The following is a 24,977-nucleotide window of genomic DNA, read 5'->3' on the forward strand; positions in this document are numbered from 1 at the left end:
CAATGGGGGCATGCCTTCCGTACTGCCCGATGGTGAGCCCATGCCCGAGGACGGGGCGCTGCCCGGTTCCGCCCTGGAGGGCGCGGGGGAGCGGCCGCTCGGCTTCTACCTGCACGTTCCGTACTGCGCCACGCGCTGCGGGTACTGCGACTTCAACACGTACACCGCCACCGAGCTGCGCGGCTCGGGCGGCGTCCTGGCGTCCCGGGACAACTACGCGGCCACGCTGATCGACGAGGTCCGCCTCGCCCGGAAGGTGCTCGGGGACGACCCCCGCCCGGTCCGCACGGTCTTCGTGGGCGGCGGCACGCCGACGCTGCTGCCGGCGTCCGACCTGGTCCGCATGCTGTCCGCCGTACGCGAGGAGTTCGGCCTGGCGGACGACGCGGAGGTGACGACGGAGGCGAACCCGGAGTCGGTGGACCGGGCGTATCTGGAGGAGCTGCGCGCCGGGGGCTTCAACCGCGTCTCCTTCGGCATGCAGAGCGCGAAGCAGCACGTCCTGAAGATCCTGGACCGTACGCACACGCCGGGTCGCCCCGAGGCGTGCGTCGCCGAGGCGCGGGCGGCGGGCTTCGACCACGTCAACCTCGACCTGATCTACGGGACGCCGGGGGAGACGGACGAGGACTGGCGGGAGTCGCTGGCGGCGGCCGTCGGGGCGGGCCCCGACCACATCTCCGCCTACGCCCTGATCGTCGAGGAAGGCACCCAGCTGGCGCGCCGGATCCGCCGCGGCGAGGTCCCGATGACGGACGACGACGTCCACGCGGACCGCTATCTGATCGCGGACTCGGTGCTGGAGGCGGCGGGCTTCCACTGGTACGAGGTGTCCAACTGGGCCACCACGGAGGCGGGGCGCTGCCTGCACAACGAGCTGTACTGGCGGGGCGCGGACTGGTGGGGGGCGGGGCCGGGGGCCCACTCCCACGTGGGCGGGGTCCGCTGGTGGAACGTGAAGCATCCGGGGGCGTACGCGGCGGCGCTGGCGGGTGGGCGCACGCCGGGCGCGGGCCGCGAGGTCCTGTCCTTGTCGGACCGCCGCGTCGAGCGCATCCTCCTGGAGCTGCGCCTCCGCGACGGCTGCGCGCTGTCCCTCCTGCACCCGGCGGGCCTTGCGGCGTCCCGCCGCGCCCTGTCGGACGGGCTGCTGGAGCCCGGGCCGTACGGGGAGGGGCGGGCGGTGCTGACGCTGCGGGGGAGGTTGCTGGCGGACGGGGTGGTACGGGACCTGGTGGACTGACCTGTCGTGTCCCCGCCCCACGGAGCCCTCCGGGAGGGGCGGGGTTCGTCTGCGGACCGGTGGGGGCTGGTCGCGCAGTTCCCCGCGCCCCTGAATGCGCCCCTGCGGGGCGCCCAGGGGATGCCGCGCAGCGGCATTCAAGGGGCGCGGGGAACTGCGCGAGCAACCCAGGACGGTCCGCAGACGAACGAAGCGGGGTGCAGGGGCCGCAGGCCCCGCCCGGGGGGTCCGGGGGCGTAGCCCCCGGGATGCCACCCTTACCCCCACCCACCCCCGGAGGGTTCAGGGAAGGGGCGGGGTGGGGGCTGTGACGAAGTCGATCAGCTCCTCCACTCTGCCCAGCAGGGTCGGCTCCAGGTCCCGGTAGGAGCGGACCCCGGACAGGATCCGCTGCCATGCCGCCCCCGTGTTCGGGGGCCAGCCCAAGGCCCGGCACACGCCCGTCTTCCAGTCCTCCCCCCGCGGCACCACCGGCCACGACCCGATCCCCACCGACCCCGGCTTCACCGCCTCCCACACATCGATGTACGGATGCCCGGCCACCAGCACGTGCGAGCCCGTGACCGCCGCCGCGATCCGGGACTCCTTGGAGCCGGGGACCAGGTGGTCGACCAGGACGCCGAGGCGCGCGTCGGGACCGGGGGCGAAGTCCGCGACGATCGCCGGGAGGTCGTCGATGCCCGAGAGGTATTCGACGACGACCCCCTCGATCCGCAGGTCGTCGCCCCAGACCTTCTCCACCAGCTCCGCGTCGTGGCGCCCTTCCACATAGATGCGCCCCGCGCGCGCCACCCGCGCCCGCGCCCCCGGCACCGCCACGGAGCCCGACGCCGTGCGCGCCGGGCGCGAAGGCGCGGGCACCGGCGGGCGTACCAGCGTGACCACCTTCCCCTCAAGCAGGAACCCACGGGCCGCCAGCGGGAACACGCGCTGTTTGCCGAAGCGGTCCTCCAGCGTCACCGTCCCCGCCTCACAGCGGAGCACCGCCCCGCAGAACCCGGTCGTCACCTCCTCGACGACCAGGTCGAGCTCGGCGGGCACCTCGGGGGCCGGGGTCCCCTTCTTCCAGGGCGGGGTCAGATCCGGGCTGTAGCTGCGCATTCGGATGAGAATACGGGCGGTTCATGTGGCCATATGGGTGTACGGCGCTACGACACGCCGAATTTCGCCGCGAGTTGGCCCCGCTGCGCCCGTACGAACGCCGCGTCCACCACCGCCCCGTGCCCCGGCACGTACACCGCGTCCTCGCCGCCCAGGTCGAGCAGCCGGTCGAGCGCGGCGGGCCAGCGGGTGCGGACCGCGTCCGGGCCCGCCTGCGGCTCGCCGGACTCCTCGACCAGGTCGCCGCAGAAGACGATCTCCGGCGACCCCGAGGAGCCCGGGACCAGGACCGCCAGGTCGTGGCCCGAGTGGCCCGGGCCCACGTTCGCCAGCAGCACCTGCCGCCCGCCCAGCTCCAGCGTCCACTCGCCCGTCACGAAGTGGTGCGGGCGCACCAGCAGGTCCGCGGCCTCGGCGGCCTGCGCGGCCGGCACCCCCTGCGAGACGGCGTCGGTGCGCAGGGCGTCGCCGTCGAGCACTCGGTCGATGCCCACCGCCCCGTACACCTCCACCCCGGAGAACGCGGCCGTGCCGAGCACGTGGTCGAAGTGCGGATGGCTGAGTGCGATGTGCGTCACCCGGCGCCCGAGCAGCGCCTGCGCCTGGGCGCGCAGCTCGGCGCCCTCGCGCAGGGTCGACCCCGTGTCGTACAGCAGGACCGCGTCGTCGCCGACGACCAGGCCCACCGTCGCGTCCCACCCCGGAAGCCTGCGGCGGCCCACGCCGTCGCCGAGCCGCTCCCAGCCGAACTCTTCCCATCTGACGTCCATGACGTGACGCTATCCCGGGCGGTCGGGGACAGCGCCCGGCCGCGCCGCTCCACCGCGCCGCGAGCGTCACGGGCGGCCGCCCTTGCTAGGGGTGTACCGGTCGGCCGTACACTGACCGGGGGATTGCTGGCACTCGAACGCACAGAGTGCCAGGCAGAGCGCCTAGGGACGACAGCTGGAGGTGTGCGCGGTGCTCAGTGAACGCAGACTTGAGGTCCTGCGCGCCATCGTCCAGGACTACGTCGGGACCGAGGAGCCGGTGGGCTCGAAGGCCCTGACCGAGCGGCACGCGCTGGGCGTCTCCCCGGCGACCGTGCGCAACGACATGGCCGTGCTGGAAGAGGAGGGCTTCATCGCCCAGCCTCACACCAGCGCGGGTCGCATCCCGACCGACAAGGGCTACCGGCTGTTCGTCGACCGGCTCGCGGGCGTCAAGCCGCTGTCGTCGCCGGAGCGGCGGGCCATCCAGAACTTCCTGGACGGGGCCGTCGACCTCGACGACGTGGTGGCGCGGACCGTGCGGCTGCTCGCGCAGCTGACCCGGCAGGTCGCCGTCGTGCAGTACCCGTCGCTGACGCGGTCCACCGTGCGGCACGTGGAGCTGCTGTCGCTGGCCCCGGCCCGACTGATGCTGGTGCTCATCACGGACACCGGGCGGGTCGAGCAGCGGTTGGTCGACTGCCCGGCGCCGTTCGGCGAGACCTCGCTGGCGGACCTGCGGGCCCGGCTCAACAGCCGGGTGGTGGGGCGCCGCTTCGCGGACGTCCCGCAGCTGGTGCAGGACCTGCCGGAGTCCTTCGAACCGGAGGACCGAGGAACCGTTTCGACGGTGCTCTCCACCCTGCTCGAAACCCTGGTCGAGGAGACCGAGGAGCGGCTGATGATCGGCGGCACCGCCAATCTCACCCGCTTCGGGCACGATTTCCCCCTGACCATCCGGCCGGTGCTGGAGGCGCTGGAGGAGCAAGTGGTGCTCCTCAAGCTGCTCGGCGAGGCCAAGGAATCGGGCATGACCGTACGAATCGGGCATGAGAACGCCCATGAAGGGCTGAACTCCACGTCCGTCGTCTCGGTCGGCTACGGTTCGGGCGGCGAAGCCGTCGCAAAACTCGGCGTGGTCGGACCGACCCGCATGGATTACCCCGGAACGATGGGAGCGGTACGCGCAGTGGCACGTTACGTCGGACAGATCCTGGCGGAGTCGTAAGTGGCCACGGACTACTACGCCGTACTGGGCGTACGCCGCGACGCATCGCAGGACGAGATCAAGAAGGCGTTCCGGCGCCTGGCGCGCGAACTCCACCCGGATGTGAATCCGGACCCGAAGACGCAGGAGCGCTTCAAGGAGATCAACGCCGCCTACGAGGTCCTCTCGGACCCGCAGAAGAAGCAGGTCTACGACCTCGGCGGCGACCCCCTGTCGTCCTCCGGCGGCGGTGGCGCGGGCGGCTTCGGCGCGGGCGGCTTCGGGAACTTCTCGGACATCATGGACGCGTTCTTCGGCAACGCGGCGCAGCGCGGCCCGCGCTCGCGCACCCGCCGGGGCCAGGACGCCATGATCCGCCTGGAGATCGACCTCAACGAGGCGGCCTTCGGCACGACCAAGGAGATCCAGGTCGACACCGCGGTGGTGTGTACGACCTGCTCCGGCGAGGGCGCTGCCCCCGGCACCTCGGCGCAGACGTGTGACATGTGCCGCGGCCGCGGTGAGGTGTCGCAGGTCACCCGCTCCTTCCTGGGTCAGGTCATGACCTCCCGGCCCTGCCCCCAGTGCCAGGGCTTCGGGACCGTCGTGCCCACGCCGTGCCCGGAGTGCGCCGGCGACGGCCGCATCCGCTCGCGCCGCACGCTCACGGTCAAGATCCCGGCCGGTGTCGACAACGGCACCCGGATCCAGCTCGCGGGCGAGGGCGAGGTCGGCCCCGGCGGCGGCCCCGCCGGTGACCTGTACGTGGAGATCCACGAGCTCAACCACGACGTCTTCCAGCGCCGTGGCGACGATCTGCACTGCACGGTGACGATCCCCATGACGGCGGCGTCGCTCGGCACCAAGGTGCCGCTGCAGACGCTGGACGGCATGGAGGAGGTGGACATCCGCCCGGGCACGCAGTCGGGCCAGTCCATCCCGCTGCACGGGCGCGGTGTGACGCATCTGCGCGGCGGCGGCCGGGGCGATCTGATCGTCCACGTCGAGGTCACCACGCCGACCAAGCTGGACCCGCAGCAGGAGGACCTGCTCCGCCAGCTGGCCAAGCTGCGCGGCGAGGAGCGCCCCCTGGGCCAGTTCCAGCCGGGTCAGCAGGGTCTGTTCTCCCGGCTGAAGGACGCGTTCAACGGTCGCTGAGGCCTGTCGGCTGCGGACCGTGCTGGGTTGCTCGCGCAGTTCCCCGCGCCCCTAGGTAGTCAGGGGCGCGGGGCTGTATCGATTTGCGGCTCCGCCGCGTGGGCGCGACCAGCCCTCACCGGCCCGCAGGTCAAGAGGGGCCGGGGCGGAGCCCAGGGAGGGCGGGCGATTCGGTGCCGGAGCGTGCCCGTGGCACGATGCGGGCATGGCTTTGACCGATCTCTGCCGGTATCCGATCGTGCAGGCTCCCATGGCCGGTGGCGTCTCCGCCCCCGGTCTGGCCGCCGCGGTCGGCGACGCCGGCGGACTCGGGTTCCTGGCCGCCGGCTACAAGACGGCCGACGGCATGTACCAGGAGATCAAGCAGCTGCGCGGGCTCACCGGGCGGCCGTTCGGGGTCAACCTGTTCATGCCGCAGCCGCCGCACACCGACCCGGCCGTCATCGAGGTGTACCGCAGCCAGCTGGCGGGCGAGGCCACCTGGTACGAGACGCCGCTGGGCGACGCCGACTCCGGTGGCGACGACGGCTACGAGGCCAAGCTGGCGATCCTGCGCGAGGACCCGGTCGCGGCCGTCTCCTTCACCTTCGGCTGCCCCGAGCGCGAGGTGCTCGCCGCGTTCGCCGCGCTCGGCACGTACACCGTCGTCACCGTGACCACCGCCGACGAGGCGCTGGCCGCGCAGGGCGCCGGGGCCGACGCCGTGTGCGTGCAGGGGATAGAGGCCGGCGGGCACCAGTCGACCCACCGCGACGACCCGCAGGCCGACGGCTCCGGCATCGGGCTGCTCTCCCTGATCACCCAGGTCCGCGAGAACGTACGGCTTCCGGTCATCGCGGCCGGCGGGCTGATGCGCGGCGCCCAGATCGCGGCGGTGCTCGCGGCGGGCGCGGACGCGGCGCAGCTCGGCACGGCGTTCCTGGCCTGCCCCGAGTCCGGCGCGCACGCGCTGCACAAGCAGGCGCTGACCAACCCCCTCTTCGTCCGTACGGAGTTGACGCGGGCGTTCTCCGGACGCCCGGCCCGCGGCCTGGTGAACCGTTTCATGCGCGAGCACGGGCCGTACGCCCCGGCCGCCTATCCGGAGGTGCACCAGCTCACCGCCGGGCTGCGGCGGGCCGCCGCGGCGGCGGGCGACGCCCAGGGCATGGCGCTGTGGGCGGGCCAGGGGCACCGGCTGGCGCGGGAGCTGCCTGCCGGGCAGCTGGTGGAGGTCCTGGCGGCCGAACTGGACGCGGCGCTCGCCGCGTTGGCCGCCGCATCGAGAAACCGAAACACATGAGGAGTGCGTCATGACCGCCCCGGTCTTCGTCGTCGACCGTTTCCGCGAGTCCGGGCCGGGCGGCCGGTACGTCCTGGACGGGCCCGAGGGGCGGCACGCCGTCTCCGTGAAGCGGCTCAACCCCGGTGAGGACGTGGTGCTCACCGACGGGCTCGGGAACTGGGCGGACTGCGTGGTCCTGGAGACCGAGGGCAAGGACCGCCTGATCGTCCAGCTCGACTCGGTGATGCAGGAGCCCGAGCCCGAGCTGCGGATCACCGTCGTCCAGGCGCTGCCCAAGGGCGACCGGGGCGAGGTCGCGGTCGAGACGATGACCGAGACCGGCGTCGACGCCGTGGTGCCGTGGCAGGCCTCGCGCTGCATCACGCAGTGGAAGGGCGACCGGGGCGCCAAGTCCCTCGCCAAGTGGCGCGCCACGGCCCGGGAGGCGGGCAAGCAGTCGCGCCGGGTGCGGTTCCCGGAGGTACGGGACGCGATGACGACCAAGCAGGTTGTCGCGTTTTTGGCCACGGCTGATTTCGCCGCCGTGCTGCACGAGGACCGGGACGCCCCGAGCGAGCCGCTGGCCACGGCCGGGCTTCCCGACCACGGGGAGATCGTCCTGGTGGTGGGCCCCGAAGGGGGCGTCTCCCCCGAGGAGTTGGCGGCCTTCGCGCAGGCGGGCGCCCAGCCGTACCGGCTCGGCCCGAGCGTTCTGCGCACCTCCACGGCGGGCACGGCGGCGGCCGCACTGCTGATGGGGCGCACCGGCCGCTGGTCGTGACGTCGTAAAGCCGTCTACCGCGCCCGGCGCGGTGGTGGGACGCTGGCGCGTATGGGGGCAAGGAGATACGCAACGTTGCCGCTGCGCCACCGGCGCGCGCTCGCCGCGCTCGGTCTGGCCGGGGCGGCCGCCGTCGGGGCCGCGGCCTGCGACCCGGTCGGCGGCATGAGCTCGGTCACCGTCTCGGTGACCACCGACAAGGTCGCGACGAGCAAGCTGGAGCACGACGGCGTCAAGGTGCGCTACCTGACGTGCACGGCGAAGATCGACGGCGGCGGCACCTCGACCCGTACCCCGTCGGCCGGTTCGACCCGCTCGGTCGCCACGGTCGACTGCCGGGGCCGCACCGACGACAACAAGAAGATCAACGTCACCGGCAAGGTCACGGAGGAGCGCGAGGACCGCTGCGTACGCGGCGACCTGACGGCGAAGGTCGCGGACCGCACGGTCTTCCACGCGAGCGTCCTGGGCGACTGCAACGCCCCGCTCCCCACCAAGAACACGCCCAGGCCCCCGGGCAAACCGGGCAGCCGCCCGACGGTGACGGTCACGGTGACCGTGACGGAGTCGTTCAAGGGCAAGTGACGAACCGGGACGGATGAGTACGGGGCGAGTGGGGATCGGCGGGCGGACGTCAGTAGCATGCCTGTGACTGATCCACTGTTCCACCGCGACCGAGGAGCTCAGGACCGTGGCCGGAGAGCCGCAGGCGGACTGCCTGTTCTGCAAGATCGTCTCGGGGGACGTCCCGGCGACCGTCGTCCGGGAGACCGAGACCGTCGTGGCGTTCCGCGACATCAACCCCCAGGCGCCGACGCACATCCTCGTCATCCCGCGCGTCCACCACCCCGACGCCGCCTCGCTCGCCGCGGCCGAGCCGGCGATCGCCGCCGATCTGCTGCGCGAGGCCGGGGAGATCGCCGCCGCCGAGAAGATCGACGGCAGCGGGTACCGGATCGTCTTCAACACCGGCAGCGGCGCGGGCCAGACCGTCTTCCACGCGCACGCCCACCTGCTCGGCGGGCGCGGCCTGCAGTGGCCGCCGGGATAGGACCGGTAACCGCACGTGTCCGTACGCGAATTGGTGGTGCTCGGCACCGCCAGCCAGGTCCCGACCCGGCACCGCAACCACAACGGCTATCTGCTGCGCTGGGACGGCGAGGGCATCCTCTTCGACCCCGGCGAGGGCACCCAGCGGCAGATGCTGCGGGCCGGTGTGGCCGCGCACGACATCGACCGGATCTGCGTCACGCACTTCCACGGCGACCACTCGCTGGGGCTCGCCGGGGTGATCCAGCGGATCAACCTCGACCGCGTGCCGCACCCGGTCACCGCGCACTATCCGGCGAGCGGGCAGCACTTCTTCGACCGGCTGCGGTACGCCACGGCCTACCGCGAGACGGTCGAGCTGGCGCAGGTGCCGGTGGACGGCGAGGGGGCGGTGCCGGCCGCGACCGACGCGTACACGCTCGAAGCGCGGCGGCTCTCGCACCCGGTCGAGTCGTACGGCTACCGGATCACCGAGCCGGACCGGCGCCGGATGCTGCCCGCGCTCCTGGCCGAGCACGGCATCGCCGGGCCGGACGTGGGCCGCCTCCAGCGCGAGGGCGCGCTCGGCGGGGTCACGCTCGACGACGTCAGCGAGACGCGGCGCGGACAGCGGTTCGCCTTCGTCATGGACACCCGGCTCTGCGACGGCGTGCCCGCGCTGGCGGAGGGCTGCGACATGCTGGTGATCGAGTCGACGTTCCTGGACGAGGACGTACGGCTGGCGGAGGACCACGGGCATCTGACGGCAGGTCAGGCGGCTGTGGTGGCCCGGGACGCGGGGGTCCGCCACCTCGTCCTCACCCACTTCTCGCAGCGGTACGCGGACCCGGCCGAGTTCGAGCGGCAGGCGCGGGGGGCGGGGTTCGAGGGGGAGCTGACGATCGCGGCGGATCTGATGCGGGTGCCGTTGCCGAGACGTGCGCCGTAGTTGCGTTGTCCGAGCGGATTTCGCCGTAGCCCCTTTGCTCCTTTCAGGAAAGTGCACCCATGCCCCTCCCCAAAGCCGAACTCCACCTCCACATCGAAGGCACCCTCGAACCCGAGCTCGCCTTCGAACTGGCCGCGCGCAACGGTGTGCGGCTGCCGTACGCGGACACCGAGGAGCTGCGCAAGGCGTACCTCTTCGACGACCTGCAGTCCTTCCTCGACCTGTACTACTCGCTGATGGCGGTGCTGCGTACGGAGGACGACTTCGAGGCGCTGGCGGAGGCGTATCTGGCGCGGGCGGCGGCGCAGGGGGTGCGGCACGCGGAGATCTTCTTCGACCCGCAGGCGCACACGGCGCGCGGCGTGCCGATCGGGACGGTGGTGGAGGGGCTCGGCCGGGCCCTGGACCGGAGTCAGGAGCGCCACGGCATCTCCACTCGGCTGATCCTCTGCTTCCTGCGCGACCAGTCGGCCGAGTCCGCCCTGGAGACGCTGGAGGCGGCGCGGCCGTATCTGCACCGGATCGTGGGCATCGGCCTCGACTCGGCGGAGGTCGGGCATCCGCCGGCGAAGTTCCGCGAGGTGTACGCGGTGGCGGACTCGCTGGGGCTGCGGAAGGTGGCGCACGCGGGGGAGGAGGGGCCGCCGTCGTACATCACCGAGGCGCTCGACGTGCTGGGGGTGGAGCGGGTGGACCACGGGCTGCGGGCCCTGGAGGACCCGTCGCTGGTCGCCCGCCTGGTCCGCGACCGGATCCCGCTGACGCTGTGCCCCCTCTCGAACGTGCGGCTGCGGGCGGTGTCCGAGCTGTCGGCGCATCCGTTGCGGCGGATGATGGATGCGGGGCTTCTGTGCACGGTGAACTCTGACGATCCGGCGTATTTCGGGGGGTACGTGGGGGATACGTTCGACGCGGTCGGGAAGGCGCTGGGGCTGTCTTCGGAGGACCTGCGGGTCCTCGCTCGGAACTCGTTCCTGGCGGCGTTTTTGGAGGGGGAGGAGGGGGTGCGGGAGGGGTACCTGGCGGAGGTCGAGGCGTACGAGTTCCCCACCCCGCCCCTTCCCTAGACCCTCCGGGGGTGGGGAAGGGTGAAGGTGGTTTTCCCGGGGGCTGCACCCCCGCACCCCCGTAACCCCTCACACCGACAGGCCGAACTCCCCACCCCCAGGCCGAACCACCCGCGCCCGGCGCGGGCGGGACGCCAGTAGCGTCAGTGGTGCGGCCACAGCCAGCAGCAGTGCCCCCAGCACCGCCCCCATCCCCCCGAACCCCGCCGCCGACGACAGCACGCTCCCCGTCAGGGGCCCGCACGCCACCCCCAGCGCCAGGACCGCCCAGCGGCCGCGGGGGTCCAGGGACGCCGCCAAGGCCAGCAAGTACGAGAGCACCACCGGGTAGAAGACGTTCCACAGGATCTCGCCACGCCCGGTGGCGTGGACCGGGGCCGGACCCGGCAGGCGCGTCGTCGCCGGCCACGCCAACCCCGCCACCATCCCGATCGCCGCGAACGGGACCCCGTGCCCGCCCCCGAGGCGCGGGATCGTCAGATACAGCGCCCCGGCCGTCGCGAAGCCCGCCGCCGCCGAGCTCAACAGCAGCGTGGAGCCGATGAGTCCGGCCTGTGTGGGGGAGAGGCCGAGGCCCGAGGAGAGGCGGCCCACGACGGTCGGGAGCAGATACGCGGCGAGGTAGCCGGCCGTGAAGACGGCGACCAGCGGCCAGGCGGCACGAGGGCGTGCGGACATGGGCGTTCCAGGGAGCGGTGCCCGAACGGGCAGAAGGTGCGGAGAAAGTTCAAAGAGGGGGGATGCGCCCGGTGTTGTCACGTACGGGAACGCGGCCCAACTTGTATCAAGCACCCCGAGTGCGCGAAAGCCGTGGATTGGTGATCTAGGTCATATTTTGTTTGGTGGGAGGGGGAGTGGGTGACCCCCACTCCCCCTGCCTGCGCTCCCGGCCATCCCCTTGACCCCCTCTCGTTCACATATCTAGTCTCCAATCCCATGGATGCACATCCGCAGCGGCACGCCATCGTCGACATCCGGCTCACCCCCGTCCTCATCTCCGACCCCCCGCTCCTCAACGTCCAGGGCGTGCACCAGCCGTACACCCCCCGCCTCGTCGTCGAAGTCGTCACGGACAGCGGCGTCACCGGCGTGGGAGAGACCTATGGCGACACCAAGTACCTCGAACTCGCCCGGCCGTACGCCGCCTCCCTCCTCGCCGCCCGGCACGACCTCTCCGACCTCAACGGGCTGTTCACGCTTATGAACAATCTGCCTGTGGACGAGGCCCGCGTCGATCACTCCGTGGACGTCGGCGGGCTGCGCGGGGTGCAGAGCGCCGACAAGCTGCGGCTCTCCGTCGTCTCCGCCTTCGAGGTCGCCTGCCTCGACGCGCTCGGCAAGGCGCTCGGCCTGCCCGTGCACACGCTCCTCGGCGGCAAGGTCCGCGACAGCGTGGAGTACAGCGCCTATCTCTTCTACCGGTGGGCCGAACACCCGGGAGGGGCGAGCGAGAAGGACGACTGGGGGGCTGCCGTCGACCCCGCCGGGATCGTGGCGCAGGCCCGGCGGTTCGTGCGCGAGTACGGGTTCGGCTCGTTCAAGCTCAAAGGCGGCGTCTTCCCGCCCGAGCAGGAGGTCGCCGCGATCCGGGCGCTCGCCGAGGCCTTCCCGGGGCATCCGCTGCGGCTCGACCCGAACGGCGGCTGGAGCGCGGCCACTTCGCTGCGCGTCGCCGCCGAGCTCGCGGACGTACTGGAGTATCTGGAGGACCCGGCGTCCGGCACGCGCGCGATGGCGGAGGTCTCGGCGGGTACGGACGTTCCGCTCGCCACCAATATGTGCGTGACCACCTTCGGGGAGGTCCGGGAGGCCTTTCTCCGCGACGCCGTGCAGGTCGTCCTCAGCGATCATCATTACTGGGGCGGGCTGCGCAACACCCGGGAGCTGGCCGCGATCTGCCGCACCTTCGGGGTGGGGCTTTCCATGCACTCCAACACCCATATGGGCATCAGCCTCGCCGCGATGACCCACGTCGCCGCGACCGTGCCCAACCTCGACTACGCCTGCGACAGCCACTACCCCTGGCAGAGCGAGGACGTCGTCGTGGATCGCCCTGCCTTCCGGGACGGGCGGCTCGCCGTCTCCGACGCCCCGGGCCTCGGCGTCACCCTCGACCCGGACGCGCTCGACCGCCTCCACCGGCGCTGGCTCGCCGACGACGGCACCCTGCGCGACCGCGACGACGCCGCCGCGATGAGGCTGGCCCCCGGGTACGAACAGTGGCGTACGCCCACCCTGCCGCGCTGGTAGGGAGGCCCTCGTTGTCGTACGGATCGGGCACACTGGCCTGATCCGTACGCGAACGGGGAGTCCGCCGTGACCACATCCAGCAGAGAGCAGCAGCAGGACCGCGCCGGCCGGTGGGGCCACACCGCGGGCGTCGACCCGCTGGGCAGGGTGCGCCGGCCCCGCGACCCGGAGTGCGACGTCTTCCTGACCGGCACGGTCTTCCTGGACATCATCTTCACCGGCCTCGACTCCGCGCCGGTGCGCGGCACGGAGTCCTGGGCGCGCGGCATGGGCTCCAGCCCCGGCGGGGTCGCCAACATGGCCATCGCGCTCGCCCGGCTCGGGCTGCGCACCTCGCTGGCGGCGGCCTTCGGCGACGACCACTACGGCGAGTACTGCTGGGACGCCCTGGAGCAGGGCGAGGGCATCGACCTGTCGCTGTCGCGGACCGTGCCCGGCTGGCACTCGCCGGTCACCGTCTCCATGGCGTACGAGGGCGAGCGGACCATGGTCTCGCACGGCCACGAGGCGCCCCCGGAGGAGTCCACGCCCGCTGCCCCGCCACGCGCGCGTGCCGCGATCGCCTCGCTGGAGCCCGGGCGTACCGAGGAGTGGATCGCCGACGCCGCCCGGCACGGCTCGCGGATCTTCGCGGACGTCGGCTGGGACGACACCGGGCACTGGGACCTGGCGGGCCTGACCGGCCTCGAACACTGCGAGGCGTTCCTGCCCAACGCGGGCGAGGCGATGCGCTACACCCGTACCGACTGCCCGCGCGCGGCCGCCCGCGCCCTGGCCGAGAAGGTGCCGGTCGCGGTGGTCACCCTGGGCGCGGAGGGCGCGTACGCGGTGGACGGCTCGACCGGCGAGACCGCCGAGGTGCCCGCGATCGCCGTGGAGGCGCTCGACCCGACGGGCGCGGGCGACGTGTTCGTGGCCGGGTTCGTCACCGGCACGCTCGCGGGGTGGCCGCTGGCGGACCGCCTCGCCTTCGCCGGGCTGACGGCCGCGCTGTCTGTGCAGGAGTTCGGGGGCTCGCTCTCCGCGCCCGGCTGGGCGGAGATCGCCGCGTGGTGGCAGGCCGTCCGCACCCGGTCCGGGCAGGACCCCGAGGCCCTGCACCGCTACGAGTTCCTGGAGGACCTGCTGCCCGGTGCGGCCCGTGCGTGGCCCCTGCGTCGGGCGGTCCCCACGATCGGCTTCCGCAGCCCGGCGTGAGCGTCCCGGTGGGGCGATCGTTCGGCTGCGGACCGTGGTGGGCTGGTCGCGCAGTTCCCCGCGCCCCTTAGGCAGTCGGCCGCAGCCGGAGAACCCAGCTCAGCCACAGCCCCCTAGGGGCGCGGGGAACTGCGCGACCAGCCCACCACCGGCCCGCAGACGACCACCCGGTAAAACCCCTCGGCACTGTCAGTGCCAGGTCGTACGCTTGGTATTCCAGAGGTTGTCGAGCAGCGAGAACCCTGCAACGGGAGGTATGTGCAGGCCACAGAGCCGGCCCATGACTCAGACACCCACACAGCCGCAGGCGAGTGCCCAGATCAAGGTCCCTGCCAAGCACCCGATGGTGATGCTGCTCGGATCCGGCGACTCGCTGCTGCGCGTGATCGAGAAGGCCTTCCCGGCGGCCGACATCCACGTCCGGGGCAATGAGATCAGTGCCACGGGGACCCCGGCGGAAGTCGCGCTCATCCAACGCCTGTTCGACCAGATGATGCTGGTGCTCCGCACCGGTCAGCCGATGACGGAGGACGCAGTGGAACGCTCGATCGCCATGCTCAGGGCGAGCGAGAACGGCAAGGGGGAGGACGGCCACGAGACGCCGGCCGACGTGCTCACGCAGAACATCCTCTCCAGCCGCGGTCGCACCATCCGCCCCAAGACCCTCAACCAGAAGCGGTACGTCGACGCGATCGACAAGCACACGATCGTCTTCGGCATCGGCCCCGCCGGTACCGGAAAGACCTATCTCGCCATGGCCAAGGCGGTCCAGGCCCTGCAGTCCAAGCAGGTCACCCGGATCATCCTGACCCGGCCCGCCGTGGAGGCGGGCGAGCGCCTCGGCTTCCTGCCGGGCACGCTCTACGAGAAGATCGACCCGTATCTGCGCCCGCTCTACGACGCGCTGCACGACATGCTCGACCCCGAGTCGATCCCCCGCCTGATGGCGGCCGGCACGATCGAGGTCGCCCCCCTGGCGTACATGCGCGGACGCACGCTGAACGACGCGTTCATCATTCTGGACGAGGCGCAGAACACCAGCGCCGAGCAGATGAAGATGTTCCTCACCCGCCTCGGCTTCGACTCGAAGATCGTCATCACGGGTGACATCACCCAGGTCGACCTGCCGAACGGGACGAAGAGCGGTCTGCGCCAGGTCCAGGACATCCTGGAGGGTGTCGAGGACGTCCACTTCTCCCGGCTGTCGTCCCAGGACGTCGTCCGGCACAAGCTCGTCGGCCGTATCGTCGACGCGTACGAGAAGTACGACAGCCAGCAGGACCAGAACGGCCAGAGCGGCCGAAACCGGAAGTAGAGCAGAGCGCACCATGTCGATCGACGTCAACAACGAGTCCGGAACCGAGGTCGACGAGCAGGCGATCCTCGACATCGCCCGCTACGCGCTCACGCGGATGCGGATCCACCCGCTCTCCGAGCTCTCGGTGATCGTCGTGGACGCCGACGCCATGGAGCAGCTGCACATCCAGTGGATGGACCTGCCGGGTCCGACGGATGTCATGTCCTTCCCGATGGACGAGCTGCGTCCGCCGATGAAGGACGACGAGGAGCCCCCCCAGGGGCTCCTCGGTGACATCGTGCTCTGCCCCGAGGTCGCCGAGAAGCAGGGCGAGGACGCGCCGACGCAGCACTCCATGGACGAGGAGCTCCAGCTCCTGACCGTCCACGGAGTGCTGCACCTGCTGGGGTACGACCACGAGGAGCCGGACGAGAAGGCCGAGATGTTCGGTCTGCAGGCGGCCATCGTCGACGGCTGGCGGGCGGAGAAGGGCCACACCGGCCCCTCCCCGGCGCCGACCGTCTCATGACCGGGCAGCTGCTCTTCGGCGCCGTCGCCCTGGTCGTGGTCGCCTGGCTGGCCGCCTGCGCGGAGGCCGGCATCGCCCGTACGTCCTCGTTCCGCGCGGCCGAGGCCGTGCGGTCCGGGCGGCGCGGCGCCGCCAAGCTCGCCCAGGTGGCCGCCGACCCCACCCGCTACCTCAACGTGGCCCTGCTCGTCCGGGTCGCCTGCGAGATGGCGGCCGGGGTCCTCGTCACCTATGTGTGCCTGGAGGACTTCGACGAGACCTGGACGGCGCTGCTCGTCGCCATCGCGGTGATGGTGCTCGTCTCGTACGTCGCCGTCGGCGTCTCGCCGCGCACCATCGGCCGCCAGCACCCGCTGAACACGGCGACGGCCGCCGCGTACGTCCTGCTGCCGCTGGCCCGGATCATGGGCCCGGTGCCGCAGCTGCTCATCCTCCTCGGCAACGCGCTCACGCCCGGAAAGGGCTTCCGCAAGGGCCCGTTCGCCTCCGAGGCCGAGCTGCGCGCGATGGTCGACCTCGCCGAGCAGGAGTCGCTGATCGAGGACGACGAGCGCCGGATGGTGCACTCGGTCTTCGAACTCGGCGACACGCTGGTGCGCGAGGTGATGGTGCCGCGCACCGACCTCGTCTGCATCGAGCGCTACAAGACCATCCGCCAGGCGCTCACCCTCGCGCTGCGCTCGGGCTTCTCCCGGATCCCGGTGACCGGCGAGAACGAGGACGACATCGTCGGCGTCGTCTACCTCAAGGACCTGGTCCGCAAGACGCACATCAACCGCGATTCCGAGGCCGATCTGGTCTCCACCGCGATGCGCCCGGCGGCCTTCGTGCCCGACACCAAGAACGCGGGCGACCTGCTGCGCGAGATGCAGCAGGACCGCAGCCACGTCGCCGTCGTCATCGACGAGTACGGCGGCACGGCCGGCATCGTCACCATCGAGGACATCCTGGAGGAGATCGTCGGCGAGATCACCGACGAGTACGACCGGGAGCTGCCGCCGGTCGAGGAGCTGGCGGACGGCTGCTTCCGGGTCACCGCACGGCTCGACATCGGCGACCTGGGCGAGCTGTTCGGGCTCGACGCGTTCGACGACGAGGACGTGGAGACGGTCGGCGGACTGCTCGCCAAGGCGCTCGGGCGGGTGCCGATCGCGGGCGCCACGGCGGCCGTGGACCTGCCGGACGGGCGGGCGCTGCGGCTGACGGCCGAGTCCCCGGCGGGCCGCCGGAACAAGATCGTGACCGTGCTCGTGGAGCCGGTGCCGGTCAAGGAGGAGGAAGAGGCGTGACACCCCAGGAGCTCAGGGCCTTCTGCCTGGCGTTCAACGCCGCGACCGAGGAGTTCCCGTTCGACTCCCAGACCTCGGTCTTCAAGGTCCTCGGGAAGATGTTCGCGCTGAGCAACCTGGGCGGCAGCCCGCTCACCGCCAACCTCAAGTGCGACCCGGACGACGCGGTGCGGCTGCGCGCCGAGTACCCGGCGATCGTGCCCGGCTGGCACATGAACAAGCGCCACTGGAACACGGTGGACGTGGACCAGCTCCCGGACCGGCTGGTCCGGGAGCTGATCGAGGATTCGTACGACCTGGTCGTGGCCGGTCTCCCGAAGGCCGAGCGGCTCCGGCTCGACCGGCCCTGACCCCCTACGCCTTCCGGCGGCCAAGGCCGACCGCCACCAGCGCCGCGGCCGCGACCAGGATCACCGCGTCCACGAGCAGCACGGTGCGCACGCCGTGGAAGAGGTCGCTCCGAGTGGTGGCGAGCACGCCGAGCAGCGGGATGCCGATGGTGAGGCCGACCTGCTGGGTGGTGGTGACCAGACCGGTCGCCAGCCCCTGCTCCTCGTCGGGGACACCGCTGGTGACGGTCAGTCCGTACGAGATGATCGCGCCCAGGTGGCACATGCTGGCCAGCGAGACGGCGACGGTGGCGAGCAGCGCGCCCGACTCGCTGCCGACCGCGAGCAGCACGGCGGTGAGCAGGCCCTGGCCGAGCAGCGAGCCGACCAGGGTGCGGCGGGCGCCGAAGCGGCCGATGACCTTGGCGGCGTAGCTGCCGGCGAGCACCGACATGACGCCCTGGACGCCGAAGACGAGACCGGTCCTGAAGGACGACAGGCCCAGGATCTCCTGGAGGTAGAGGGTCAGCACGAAGATGACCGTCGACATCATCGAGAAGGTGACCAGACCGCCCAGGTTGCCCCACGCCACCGTGCGGCGCTTCAGCATCGGCAGCGAGACCAGCGGGGCCGGGGCCTTCGACTCGACCACGACGAACGCCGCGAGCAGCGCCAGACCGACCACCAGGGTGCCCCACACGTCCGCGCCGCCGAAGCCGCGCTGGGCCGCCGTCGACAGGGAGTAGATCAGGGCGAGCAGACCGCCGGTGACGGTGATCGCGCCGGGCACGTCAAGGCGCGGGCGGTCCGGGGTGCGCGACTCGGGCAGCAGGCCGGGGGCCAGGGCGAGGACGATCACCGCGGCGACCGCGAGCAGGCCCATGGTCGAGCGCCAGCCCAGGGTGTCCGTCATGACCCCGCCGAGCACCATGCCGACGGTGAAGCCGAGCGAGAGCAGGGTGCCGCTGATGCCGAGCGCCCGGTCGCGCTGCGGGCCCTCGGGGAAGGTGGTGGTCAGCAGGGACATGCCGGTCGGCACGATCACCGCGGCGCCCAGGCCCTGCAGGGCGCGGCCGGTCAGGAACGACGCCGGGTCCCAGGCGAGGGTGGCGAGCAGCGAGGCCGCGCCGAAGAGGGCGAGCCCGGTCAGGAACAGCTTCTTGCGGCCGTACAGATCGGCGATCCGGCCGAACAGGAGCAGGAAGCCGCCGGACGGCAGCGCGAACGCGGTGACCGCCCACTGGAGCGCGGACCGGCTCAGGCCCAGGTCGTCGCCGAGGACGGGCAGCGCCACGTTCAGCACGGAGAAGTCGAGCGCCACCATGAACTGGGCGGCGCAGAGCACGAACAGGACCAGCTTCGCCCGGCCCGAGAGCCGGCCGTCCTGCGGGGCCTGTGCGGCGACCGGCGTGGCCGGTGCGGTGTGGGTGTCGATTGCCATGGCCACAGCCTGGCTGTCCGGGAATGGCCGTGGAGAGTGGGAACTTATCCTGTTGGCGGCACCACCAGGCAGCGGCCGACCAGATCCGCCGGACAGGCCCTGAGGCGCCGACCGGTAGTCGACGAGGGGGAGTACGTACGTGGCCACGCCGATCGACAAGTCGCTGCGGCGCACCGAACTGCGCGAGTTCCTGATGAACCGGCGGGGCCGGATCAGCCCCACCGCGGCCGGGCTGCCCGACGGCGGCGCCCGCCGCCGCACCCCGGGGCTGCGCCGCGAGGAGGTCGCCGTGCTCGCCGGGGTGGGCGTCTCCTGGTACCAGTGGTTGGAGCAGGGCCGCGACATCACGGTGTCGCCGCAGGTCCTGGACTCGGTGGGCCGGGTCCTCCAGCTCACCAGCGCCGAGCGCCGGCATCTGTACGTGCTGGCCGGGCTCAACCCGCCCGCGCCCGAGGTCGACCCGGCCAACGCCGACATGCGCCACGGCCTGCAGCGGCTGATCGACGCCTGGATGCCGTTCCCCGCGCACATCATGGACGCGTACTGGAACACGGTGATGTACAACGACGCGGCCGCCATGGTGCTCGGCATGCGCCCCGAGATCGTGCAGAACTGCCTGATCGCGTTCTTCACCGACCCGGTCTACCGCTCCCGCGCCAAGAGCTGGGAGGAGACCGCCGCGAAGGTGGTCGCCCAGTACCGGGCGGCCTGCTCGGAGCGGCCCGGTGACGAGGGGTTCCAGGAGGTCGTCGAGGAGGCGTCCCGGCTCTCGGCGGAGTTCGCGGAGCTGTGGAAGCAGCGGGACATCCTGCCCGGCGGCCAGACCGAGAAGGAGTTCCACCACCCGGTGGTGGGCACGCTGTTCGTCGAGTCCACCCAGCTGCGGGTGCCCGCCCGCCCGGACCTCGCGATCGTGCTGCACAACCCGCTGCCGGAGACCGACACGGCCGCGAAGCTGGAGTGGCTGGCCTCGCCGGAGGGGCGGCGCGGGTCGATGTACCCGGTGGCGGGCTGAGCGCGGGGGGTTGCGCGCGGGCCGCTCCGGGCGCACTCCTTATGCTCGTCGTATGACTCTGAGCACCGAACTCGACCCCGAGGACCGCAAGATCATCACCCTGGCGCGCAGCGCCCGGGCCCGCAACGGGGTGGCCGAGGGCGCGGCCGTACGGGACGAGACCGGGCGCACGTACGTCGCCGGGACCGTGGAGCTGGACTCGCTCAAGCTCTCCGCGCTGCGCACGGCGGTCGCGATGGCCGTGGCCAGCGGGGCGAAGTCGCTGGAGGCGGCGGCGGTGGTGACCGAGGCGGAGACGGCGTGCGCCGAGGACCGGGCGGCGGTGCGGGACCTGGGTGGCGCGGCGACCCCGGTCCTGGTGGCGGGGCCGGACGGCGAGGTCCGCGCGAGGGTCGAGGCGGGCTGACCACCTTTTGCGCCCGGTGTTCGTCTGCGGGCCGGTGGCGGGCTGGTCGCGCAGTTCCCCGCGCCCCTTAAATGCCGCTGCGCGGCATCTCCTTAGGGGCGCGGGGAACTGCGCGAGAACCCAGCACGGTCCGCACGGTTGACCTGCGGGAACGCGGATCTTGACAGTATCTGATGGGCCATCAGTCGGGGGATTTCGATTCCATTGACTTCTTTTCGCGGCCCCAGGTCAATGACTCCCTGCCGGCGCAGCCGAGCCGCTGCTGCGCCACAACCGCAGAGGGGGCAGTCATGCCTTCAGCACGAAGACGGCGCCACTGGGCCGCCGTACTGGGAGCCGCGGCGCTCATGGCCGGGACCGGAGCGCTCGTCGCGCCCGCGCAGGCCCTGGCCGCGACGCCCGTCGACTTCGCCACGCACTGCGTACCGCCGCCCATCGCGGGCATCCCGGCGATCGACGGCACCACGACCGCCCAGGTCACCGTCGACAACGCCACGCCCAAGGTCGGCGACACGGTCACCGTCACGTACACCGTCACCAAGCCCGCCGCCGGCAACCCGGTGGACCTGGCGCTGCCCGCCGACATCATGACCCCCACCGGAAAGGTCACCGTCGGCGGCGCGCAGACCGGCGCCGTCACGGTCGCCGGACCCAAGAAGAACGACCCGGTGCCGGGGAAGGGCGCGTTCCCGCCGTTCTCCATGACCGGTACGTTCACCGTCACCGCACCCGGCGCGATCACCCTGTCGCCCGGCGACTACAACATCCACACCAGCTACATCATGGAGCTGGACACCCCCTGCACGGTCACCAACCCGCCCGCGCCCGTCTCCGAGACGGTCACCGCGACCGGCGGCGGCCAGACCAACCAGCGGGCCGTCCAGCTGGGCACGGCCTCCGGCAAGCCCGGCGCGAGCGTCACCGTCACCGGGTCGAAGTTCACCGCGGGCGCGACCGTGACGGTCGTCGGCCGGGCCGGGGCCGCCGAGACGGCCGACAGGACGACCGTGACGGCGGACGCGCAGGGCGCGTTCTCCACCGCCCTGACGGTCAACGACAAGGCGACCAGCGGCATCGTCGCCTACGAGGGAGCCGGCTGGAGCGACGACAAGGGCGCGGGCCCGGCCACGTACAGCGTCGTCGACGACACCCCGGCACCGCCGAACAGCCAGAAGCTCAACTCCTCGGTCAAGGCGGGCACGCTCTCCATGGCCCAGGCCGGTGACGCCGTCTCCATGGACGCCGTCGACTTCGGCAAGGGCGGCGCCTCCAACGGCTCGCTGAAGACGGTGACGGTCCAGGACTTCCGCGGCGGCCCCGCGGGCTGGTCCCTGACCGGCAAGGTCACCGACTTCACCGGCCCCGGCGGGGCGAAGATCGACGCCTCGAAGCTCGGCTGGACCCCGGCCTGCGCCACCAAGGCCGGTTCCCCGTCGACCTGCGCGGCGGGCTCGCCGGGCACCGTGGGCAGCGCGGGCGCGACCCTCGCGACCACGCCCAACGCGGCGCTCACCGGCGGCGAGTTCACCGTCGACGCCCGGGTCTCGCTGAACGTTCCGGCGTTCACCGCCCCCGGCGCGTACTCCGGTGTGCTGACGCTCACGCTGGCCTGATCCACCCGTGGGCCGGGCGCGCACCCGGCCGGCCCACCCGTCCCCGGGGGTTCCGCACCGTGCGCAAGCTGTACGTCCTCCTCCTCGCCGCGGCCGTCCTGCTCCTCGGTACGCCCGCCCGTGCCGCCGACAACGGCAACTGGGCCGTCTTCCCTGCCTCCACGGGCGCGGACCGGCGCCCGTACTTCTACCTCTCCGCCGACCCCGGCACCACCCTCACCGACAAGGTCACCGTCACCAACAAGACGGCCGCGCCCATGGCCTTCCGGCTGTACGGGGCCGACGCGTACAACACCGAGCGCGACGGCGGGTTCGCCGTGCGCACCCGGCGCGAGCCGCAGCACGGCGTGGGCGCCTGGACCAGGCCCGACCGGACGGCGGTCACCGTCCCCGCGCACGCCTCGGTCACCGTGCCGTTCACCGTGACCGTCCCGGCCGACGCGGAGCCCGGCGACCACCCCGGGGCGCTGGTCGCCCTGGACGAGAAGGTCGCGGCCGGGCAGGGGGAGCTGGCCATGGGAGTGCAGCAGGCGGTGGGGGCGCGGGTCTATCTGCGCGTCACCGGCCCCGCCGTGCCCGCGCTCGGCGTCGAGGACGTCTCCCTCGCCCAGCACCGCCCGCTGGTGCCCGGCACCGGCAGCAGCCGGACCGTCATCTCCTACACGCTCCACAACCGGGGCAACGTCACGCTCGACCCGAAGGTCCAGCTGAAGGCGACGGGCCTGTTCGGCCGTACGCTGCTGAGCCGCGCGCTGACCAGGATCCCGGCCGAGCTGCTGCCCGGCCAGAAGGTCCGCCTGACCGAGCCGTGGGCGGGCTCGCCGCAGCTGGACCGGGGCGACGTACGGCTCACGGCCAGCGCCAAGGGCGTCACCGGGTCGGGCGGCGCGTCCTTCCTCGCCCTGCCCTGGCTGGGCCTCGGAGTGCTGGTGGCGGCCCTGGCGGCGGGGGTCGCGGGATGGAGGCTGCGGCGGGTCCGGGGGCGGCGGGGCCGAGCGCGGGGGCCGCGCGTACAGCGGGGCCGTTCGGATCGGGGAGAATGGGCGGCATGAGCGCTCGTACTGTTGAGAACAACGCCCCCCACCGGGCCGGCTTCGCCTGCTTCGTCGGCCGCCCCAACGCGGGCAAGTCCACCCTCACGAACGCTCTGGTCGGACAGAAGGTGGCGATCACCTCCAACCGTCCGCAGACGACGCGGCACACCGTCCGCGGCATCGTGCACCGCCCCGACGCCCAGCTGATCCTGGTCGACACGCCGGGCCTCCACAAGCCGCGCACGCTGCTCGGCGAGCGGCTGAACGACGTCGTCCGTACGACCTGGGCCGAGGTCGACGTGATCGGCTTCTGCCTGCCCGCGGACCAGAAGCTCGGGCCCGGCGACAAGTTCATCGCCAAGGAGCTCGCGGGGATCAAGAAGACCCCGAAGATCGCGATCGTGACGAAGACGGACCTCGTCGACTCCAAGGCGCTGGCCGAGCAGCTGCTCGCCGTGCAGCGGCTCGGGGACGAGCTGGGCTTCGAGTGGGCGCAGATCGTGCCGGTCTCGGCGGTCGGCGACCAGCAGGTCCAGCTGGTGGCGGACCTCCTGGTCCCCCTGCTGCCCGAGGGCCCGGCCCTCTACCCCGAGGGCGACCTCACGGACGAGCCCGAGCAGGTCATGGTGGCCGAGCTGATCCGCGAGGCGGCGCTGGAGGGGGTACGGGACGAGCTTCCGCACTCCATCGCGGTGGTGGTGGAGGAGATGCTGCCGCGCGAGGACCGTCCTGCGGACCGGCCGCTGCTCGACATCCACGCGAACGTGTACATCGAGCGGCCGAGCCAGAAGGGGATCATCATCGGTCCCAAGGGCAAGCGGCTCAAGGAAGTCGGGATGAAGTCGCGCAAGCACATCGAGGCGCTGTTGGGGACGCCGGTGTTCCTGGACCTTCATGTGAAGGTCGCGAAGGATTGGCAGCGGGACCCGAAGCAGCTGCGCAAGCTGGGCTTTTAGGCCCCTCCCCGCCCCTTCCCGAAAGCCCTCTGGCGGGCGGCCGGGTTCGTCTGGCTGCGGGCCGGTGGGGGCTGGTCGCGCAGTTCCCCGCGCCCCTGGGGGGCGCCCCGAAGGGGCGCATTTAAGGGGCGCGGGGAACTGCGCGAGCAACCCAGCACGGTCCGCAGGCAAAGAGCGGGGTCCGGGGCACAGCCCCGGAAGACCACCTCAACCCACCCCCACCCCCGGAGGGTTTAGGGAAGGGGCGGGGTGGGGAAAGCTCACGCCTCGGCTATCAGCGCCGTCCCGACCCGTACGAACCCCAGACGCCCATAGATCCGCGCCACCGCGTCGTCCCCCGCCGACAAGAACACCGTCGACGCGCCCCGCGCCCGCGCGTCCGTGACCAGGGCGGACGTCACCGCCTCCCCCAGGCCCCGCCGCCGCGCCGCCGGCACCGTGCCGACGCCCACGATCTCCGTCACCGGGCCCACCGGGTTGTGCATGCCGGAGCAGAGCGGGAGGCCGTTCTCGACGGCCGCCGCCACCGCCGTCGCGCCGGTGCGGATGCGCTCCGCGACCTGGGGCGCGCGGCCGTCGCCCGCCCGGGCCGTGATCTCGGCGGCCAGCTCGGCGGGGCCCGCCGCCCCCACGGCCGTACCGGGCGCCGCGAACGCCAGGTGGGGCACCACCAGGGCAGCGTGGAGCAGCGGGTCGTCCGCGTCCAGGACGCGGACCAGCGGGTGCGTCCGGGGCGCGGGCGCGTCCGGGGCCAGCACCATCAGCGGGTGGGCGTGGACCGCGAGGCCGGACGACTCGACGGCCGCCCGCAGCCCGGGCGACACCTCGTCCACCCACTCGAACGCCTCCGGTATCCCCAGCTCCCGCTGGCGCGCCCGCACCTTGTCCACGTCGGCGACCGACACCGGCCCGGCGTGGCCGAGCGTGGGCCGGGCGTAGAACGGCCAGCCCGCACCCTCCCGTACGAACAGCGTCAGCGGACCGAAGTCCTCCGCGCGGGCCGAGGTGCGCGGCACCGCGTCGTAATAGCGTTCCAGCAGGGCGAGTCCAGAGGTCGTCATGCTGTGAATGAA

Annotated in this window: 25 protein-coding genes; 20 read left to right on the plus strand and 5 right to left on the minus strand. The window is 72.4% G+C overall.

Annotated features, from left to right (window positions below):
• Positions 1–10: 10 nt before the first annotated feature.
• A complete protein-coding gene (gene hemW, locus QIY60_RS19015) occupies positions 11–1,243 on the plus strand; it encodes a radical SAM family heme chaperone HemW (protein WP_283143533.1) in 1,233 nt (410 codons plus the stop codon).
• Between the two features lie 282 nt (positions 1,244–1,525).
• Here the strand turns inward: hemW and QIY60_RS19020 are convergent, their stop codons facing one another.
• Both QIY60_RS19020 and QIY60_RS19025 read right to left on the minus strand, forming a co-directional pair.
• The gene (locus QIY60_RS19020) at positions 1,526–2,344 is read right to left on the minus strand and encodes a DUF3097 domain-containing protein (protein WP_283143534.1); all 819 of its coding nucleotides are present in this window, start codon (positions 2,342–2,344) and stop codon (positions 1,526–1,528) included.
• Between the two features lie 47 nt (positions 2,345–2,391).
• The gene (locus QIY60_RS19025) at positions 2,392–3,114 is read right to left on the minus strand and encodes an MBL fold metallo-hydrolase (protein WP_283143535.1); all 723 of its coding nucleotides are present in this window, start codon (positions 3,112–3,114) and stop codon (positions 2,392–2,394) included.
• 190 nt (positions 3,115–3,304) lie between these two features.
• On the opposite strand from QIY60_RS19025, the gene hrcA reads away from it, so the two are divergent.
• From hrcA to QIY60_RS19065, 8 genes are all read left to right on the plus strand, one after another.
• A complete protein-coding gene (gene hrcA, locus QIY60_RS19030) occupies positions 3,305–4,321 on the plus strand; it encodes a heat-inducible transcriptional repressor HrcA (RefSeq protein ID WP_190092499.1) in 1,017 nt (338 codons plus the stop codon).
• Positions 4,322–5,458, plus strand: coding sequence for a molecular chaperone DnaJ (gene dnaJ / locus QIY60_RS19035; protein WP_067158864.1), 1,137 nt, complete (start codon positions 4,322–4,324; stop codon positions 5,456–5,458).
• Positions 5,459–5,663: 205 nt separating this feature from the next.
• Complete coding sequence (locus tag QIY60_RS19040) at positions 5,664–6,740, plus strand: nitronate monooxygenase (protein ID WP_283143536.1); 1,077 nt, start codon at positions 5,664–5,666, stop codon at positions 6,738–6,740.
• Between the two features lie 10 nt (positions 6,741–6,750).
• A complete protein-coding gene (locus tag QIY60_RS19045) occupies positions 6,751–7,503 on the plus strand; it encodes a 16S rRNA (uracil(1498)-N(3))-methyltransferase (RefSeq protein WP_283143537.1) in 753 nt (250 codons plus the stop codon).
• A gap of 75 nt (positions 7,504–7,578) precedes the next feature.
• The gene (locus QIY60_RS19050) at positions 7,579–8,088 is read left to right on the plus strand and encodes a hypothetical protein (protein WP_229848856.1); all 510 of its coding nucleotides are present in this window, start codon (positions 7,579–7,581) and stop codon (positions 8,086–8,088) included.
• 106 nt (positions 8,089–8,194) lie between these two features.
• Complete coding sequence (locus QIY60_RS19055) at positions 8,195–8,554, plus strand: histidine triad nucleotide-binding protein (protein ID WP_283143538.1); 360 nt, start codon at positions 8,195–8,197, stop codon at positions 8,552–8,554.
• A 15-nt stretch (positions 8,555–8,569) separates the two neighbouring features.
• The gene (locus QIY60_RS19060; RefSeq protein WP_283143539.1) at positions 8,570–9,481 is read left to right on the plus strand and encodes a ribonuclease Z; all 912 of its coding nucleotides are present in this window, start codon (positions 8,570–8,572) and stop codon (positions 9,479–9,481) included.
• A gap of 59 nt (positions 9,482–9,540) precedes the next feature.
• Positions 9,541–10,548, plus strand: coding sequence for an adenosine deaminase (locus QIY60_RS19065; protein ID WP_283143540.1), 1,008 nt, complete (start codon positions 9,541–9,543; stop codon positions 10,546–10,548).
• A 69-nt stretch (positions 10,549–10,617) separates the two neighbouring features.
• On the opposite strand, the gene QIY60_RS19070 is transcribed toward QIY60_RS19065, so the two are convergent.
• Complete coding sequence (locus QIY60_RS19070) at positions 10,618–11,226, minus strand: hypothetical protein (RefSeq protein WP_283143541.1); 609 nt, start codon at positions 11,224–11,226, stop codon at positions 10,618–10,620.
• Between the two features lie 258 nt (positions 11,227–11,484).
• Between QIY60_RS19070 and QIY60_RS19075 the strand changes: the two genes are divergently transcribed.
• The 6 genes from QIY60_RS19075 to QIY60_RS19100 all read left to right on the plus strand — a co-directional run bounded on the left by QIY60_RS19075 (position 11,485) and on the right by QIY60_RS19100 (position 17,460).
• Positions 11,485–12,798 (plus strand): glucarate dehydratase family protein, encoded by a 1,314-nt coding sequence (locus tag QIY60_RS19075; protein WP_283143542.1) that lies wholly within the window; start codon positions 11,485–11,487, stop codon positions 12,796–12,798.
• A 66-nt stretch (positions 12,799–12,864) separates the two neighbouring features.
• Positions 12,865–13,995 (plus strand): PfkB family carbohydrate kinase, encoded by a 1,131-nt coding sequence (locus QIY60_RS19080; RefSeq protein ID WP_283143543.1) that lies wholly within the window; start codon positions 12,865–12,867, stop codon positions 13,993–13,995.
• A 280-nt stretch (positions 13,996–14,275) separates the two neighbouring features.
• A complete protein-coding gene (locus tag QIY60_RS19085) occupies positions 14,276–15,310 on the plus strand; it encodes a PhoH family protein (protein WP_283143544.1) in 1,035 nt (344 codons plus the stop codon).
• 13 nt (positions 15,311–15,323) lie between these two features.
• Positions 15,324–15,821: an rRNA maturation RNase YbeY gene (gene ybeY / locus QIY60_RS19090; protein WP_283143545.1), complete on the plus strand. Its 498-nt coding sequence runs from the start codon at positions 15,324–15,326 to the stop codon at positions 15,819–15,821.
• Positions 15,818–17,110: a hemolysin family protein gene (locus tag QIY60_RS19095; protein WP_283143546.1), complete on the plus strand. Its 1,293-nt coding sequence runs from the start codon at positions 15,818–15,820 to the stop codon at positions 17,108–17,110. Before ybeY ends, QIY60_RS19095 begins: the two co-directional genes overlap by 4 nt.
• Positions 17,107–17,460, plus strand: a complete 354-nt coding sequence (locus QIY60_RS19100) for an MmcQ/YjbR family DNA-binding protein (RefSeq protein WP_283143547.1) — start codon at positions 17,107–17,109, stop codon at positions 17,458–17,460. Before QIY60_RS19095 ends, QIY60_RS19100 begins: the two co-directional genes overlap by 4 nt.
• Before the next feature lie 4 nt (positions 17,461–17,464).
• On the opposite strand, the gene QIY60_RS19105 is transcribed toward QIY60_RS19100, so the two are convergent.
• Positions 17,465–18,880 (minus strand): MFS transporter, encoded by a 1,416-nt coding sequence (locus tag QIY60_RS19105; protein ID WP_283143548.1) that lies wholly within the window; start codon positions 18,878–18,880, stop codon positions 17,465–17,467.
• Positions 18,881–19,073: 193 nt separating this feature from the next.
• Between QIY60_RS19105 and QIY60_RS19110 the strand changes: the two genes are divergently transcribed.
• The 5 genes from QIY60_RS19110 (at position 19,074) to era (ending at position 23,904) form a co-directional block, all read left to right on the plus strand.
• A complete protein-coding gene (locus QIY60_RS19110) occupies positions 19,074–19,895 on the plus strand; it encodes a helix-turn-helix transcriptional regulator (protein WP_283146003.1) in 822 nt (273 codons plus the stop codon).
• 52 nt (positions 19,896–19,947) lie between these two features.
• Positions 19,948–20,301: a cytidine deaminase gene (locus QIY60_RS19115; protein WP_283143549.1), complete on the plus strand. Its 354-nt coding sequence runs from the start codon at positions 19,948–19,950 to the stop codon at positions 20,299–20,301.
• Between the two features lie 290 nt (positions 20,302–20,591).
• Complete coding sequence (locus tag QIY60_RS19120; protein ID WP_283143550.1) at positions 20,592–21,914, plus strand: beta-xylosidase; 1,323 nt, start codon at positions 20,592–20,594, stop codon at positions 21,912–21,914.
• Positions 21,915–21,973: 59 nt separating this feature from the next.
• The gene (locus QIY60_RS19125) at positions 21,974–22,966 is read left to right on the plus strand and encodes a DUF916 domain-containing protein (protein ID WP_283143551.1); all 993 of its coding nucleotides are present in this window, start codon (positions 21,974–21,976) and stop codon (positions 22,964–22,966) included.
• Entirely contained in the window at positions 22,963–23,904 is a 942-nt protein-coding gene (era, locus tag QIY60_RS19130; protein WP_190092516.1) for a GTPase Era, read from the plus strand. Before QIY60_RS19125 ends, era begins: the two co-directional genes overlap by 4 nt.
• Before the next feature lie 260 nt (positions 23,905–24,164).
• On the opposite strand, the gene QIY60_RS19135 is transcribed toward era, so the two are convergent.
• Positions 24,165–24,965, minus strand: coding sequence for a GNAT family N-acetyltransferase (locus QIY60_RS19135; protein ID WP_283143552.1), 801 nt, complete (start codon positions 24,963–24,965; stop codon positions 24,165–24,167).
• Positions 24,966–24,977 lie beyond the last annotated feature (12 nt).

Source organism: Streptomyces sp. BPTC-684, assembly GCF_030028635.1.
Classification (GTDB): Bacteria; Actinomycetota; Actinomycetes; order Streptomycetales; family Streptomycetaceae; genus Streptomyces; species Streptomyces noboritoensis.

What these genes read in the sequence shown, in the direction of transcription:
- hemW (WP_283143533.1), top strand. Translation starts at nt 11, where the DNA reads ATGCCTTCCGTACTGCCCGATGGTGAGCCCATGCCCGAGGACGGGGCG.
- QIY60_RS19020 (WP_283143534.1), bottom strand. Translation starts at nt 2,344, where the DNA reads ATGCGCAGCTACAGCCCGGATCTGACCCCGCCCTGGAAGAAGGGGACC.
- QIY60_RS19025 (WP_283143535.1), bottom strand. Translation starts at nt 3,114, where the DNA reads ATGGACGTCAGATGGGAAGAGTTCGGCTGGGAGCGGCTCGGCGACGGC.
- QIY60_RS19040 (WP_283143536.1), top strand. Translation starts at nt 5,664, where the DNA reads ATGGCTTTGACCGATCTCTGCCGGTATCCGATCGTGCAGGCTCCCATG.
- QIY60_RS19045 (WP_283143537.1), top strand. Translation starts at nt 6,751, where the DNA reads ATGACCGCCCCGGTCTTCGTCGTCGACCGTTTCCGCGAGTCCGGGCCG.
- QIY60_RS19065 (WP_283143540.1), top strand. Translation starts at nt 9,541, where the DNA reads ATGCCCCTCCCCAAAGCCGAACTCCACCTCCACATCGAAGGCACCCTC.
- QIY60_RS19070 (WP_283143541.1), bottom strand. Translation starts at nt 11,226, where the DNA reads ATGTCCGCACGCCCTCGTGCCGCCTGGCCGCTGGTCGCCGTCTTCACG.
- QIY60_RS19075 (WP_283143542.1), top strand. Translation starts at nt 11,485, where the DNA reads ATGGATGCACATCCGCAGCGGCACGCCATCGTCGACATCCGGCTCACC.
- QIY60_RS19085 (WP_283143544.1), top strand. Translation starts at nt 14,276, where the DNA reads ATGACTCAGACACCCACACAGCCGCAGGCGAGTGCCCAGATCAAGGTC.
- ybeY (WP_283143545.1), top strand. Translation starts at nt 15,324, where the DNA reads ATGTCGATCGACGTCAACAACGAGTCCGGAACCGAGGTCGACGAGCAG.
- QIY60_RS19095 (WP_283143546.1), top strand. Translation starts at nt 15,818, where the DNA reads ATGACCGGGCAGCTGCTCTTCGGCGCCGTCGCCCTGGTCGTGGTCGCC.
- QIY60_RS19105 (WP_283143548.1), bottom strand. Translation starts at nt 18,880, where the DNA reads ATGGCAATCGACACCCACACCGCACCGGCCACGCCGGTCGCCGCACAG.
- QIY60_RS19110 (WP_283146003.1), top strand. Translation starts at nt 19,074, where the DNA reads ATGAACCGGCGGGGCCGGATCAGCCCCACCGCGGCCGGGCTGCCCGAC.
- QIY60_RS19115 (WP_283143549.1), top strand. Translation starts at nt 19,948, where the DNA reads ATGACTCTGAGCACCGAACTCGACCCCGAGGACCGCAAGATCATCACC.
- QIY60_RS19120 (WP_283143550.1), top strand. Translation starts at nt 20,592, where the DNA reads ATGCCTTCAGCACGAAGACGGCGCCACTGGGCCGCCGTACTGGGAGCC.
- era (WP_190092516.1), top strand. Translation starts at nt 22,963, where the DNA reads ATGAGCGCTCGTACTGTTGAGAACAACGCCCCCCACCGGGCCGGCTTC.
- QIY60_RS19135 (WP_283143552.1), bottom strand. Translation starts at nt 24,965, where the DNA reads ATGACGACCTCTGGACTCGCCCTGCTGGAACGCTATTACGACGCGGTG.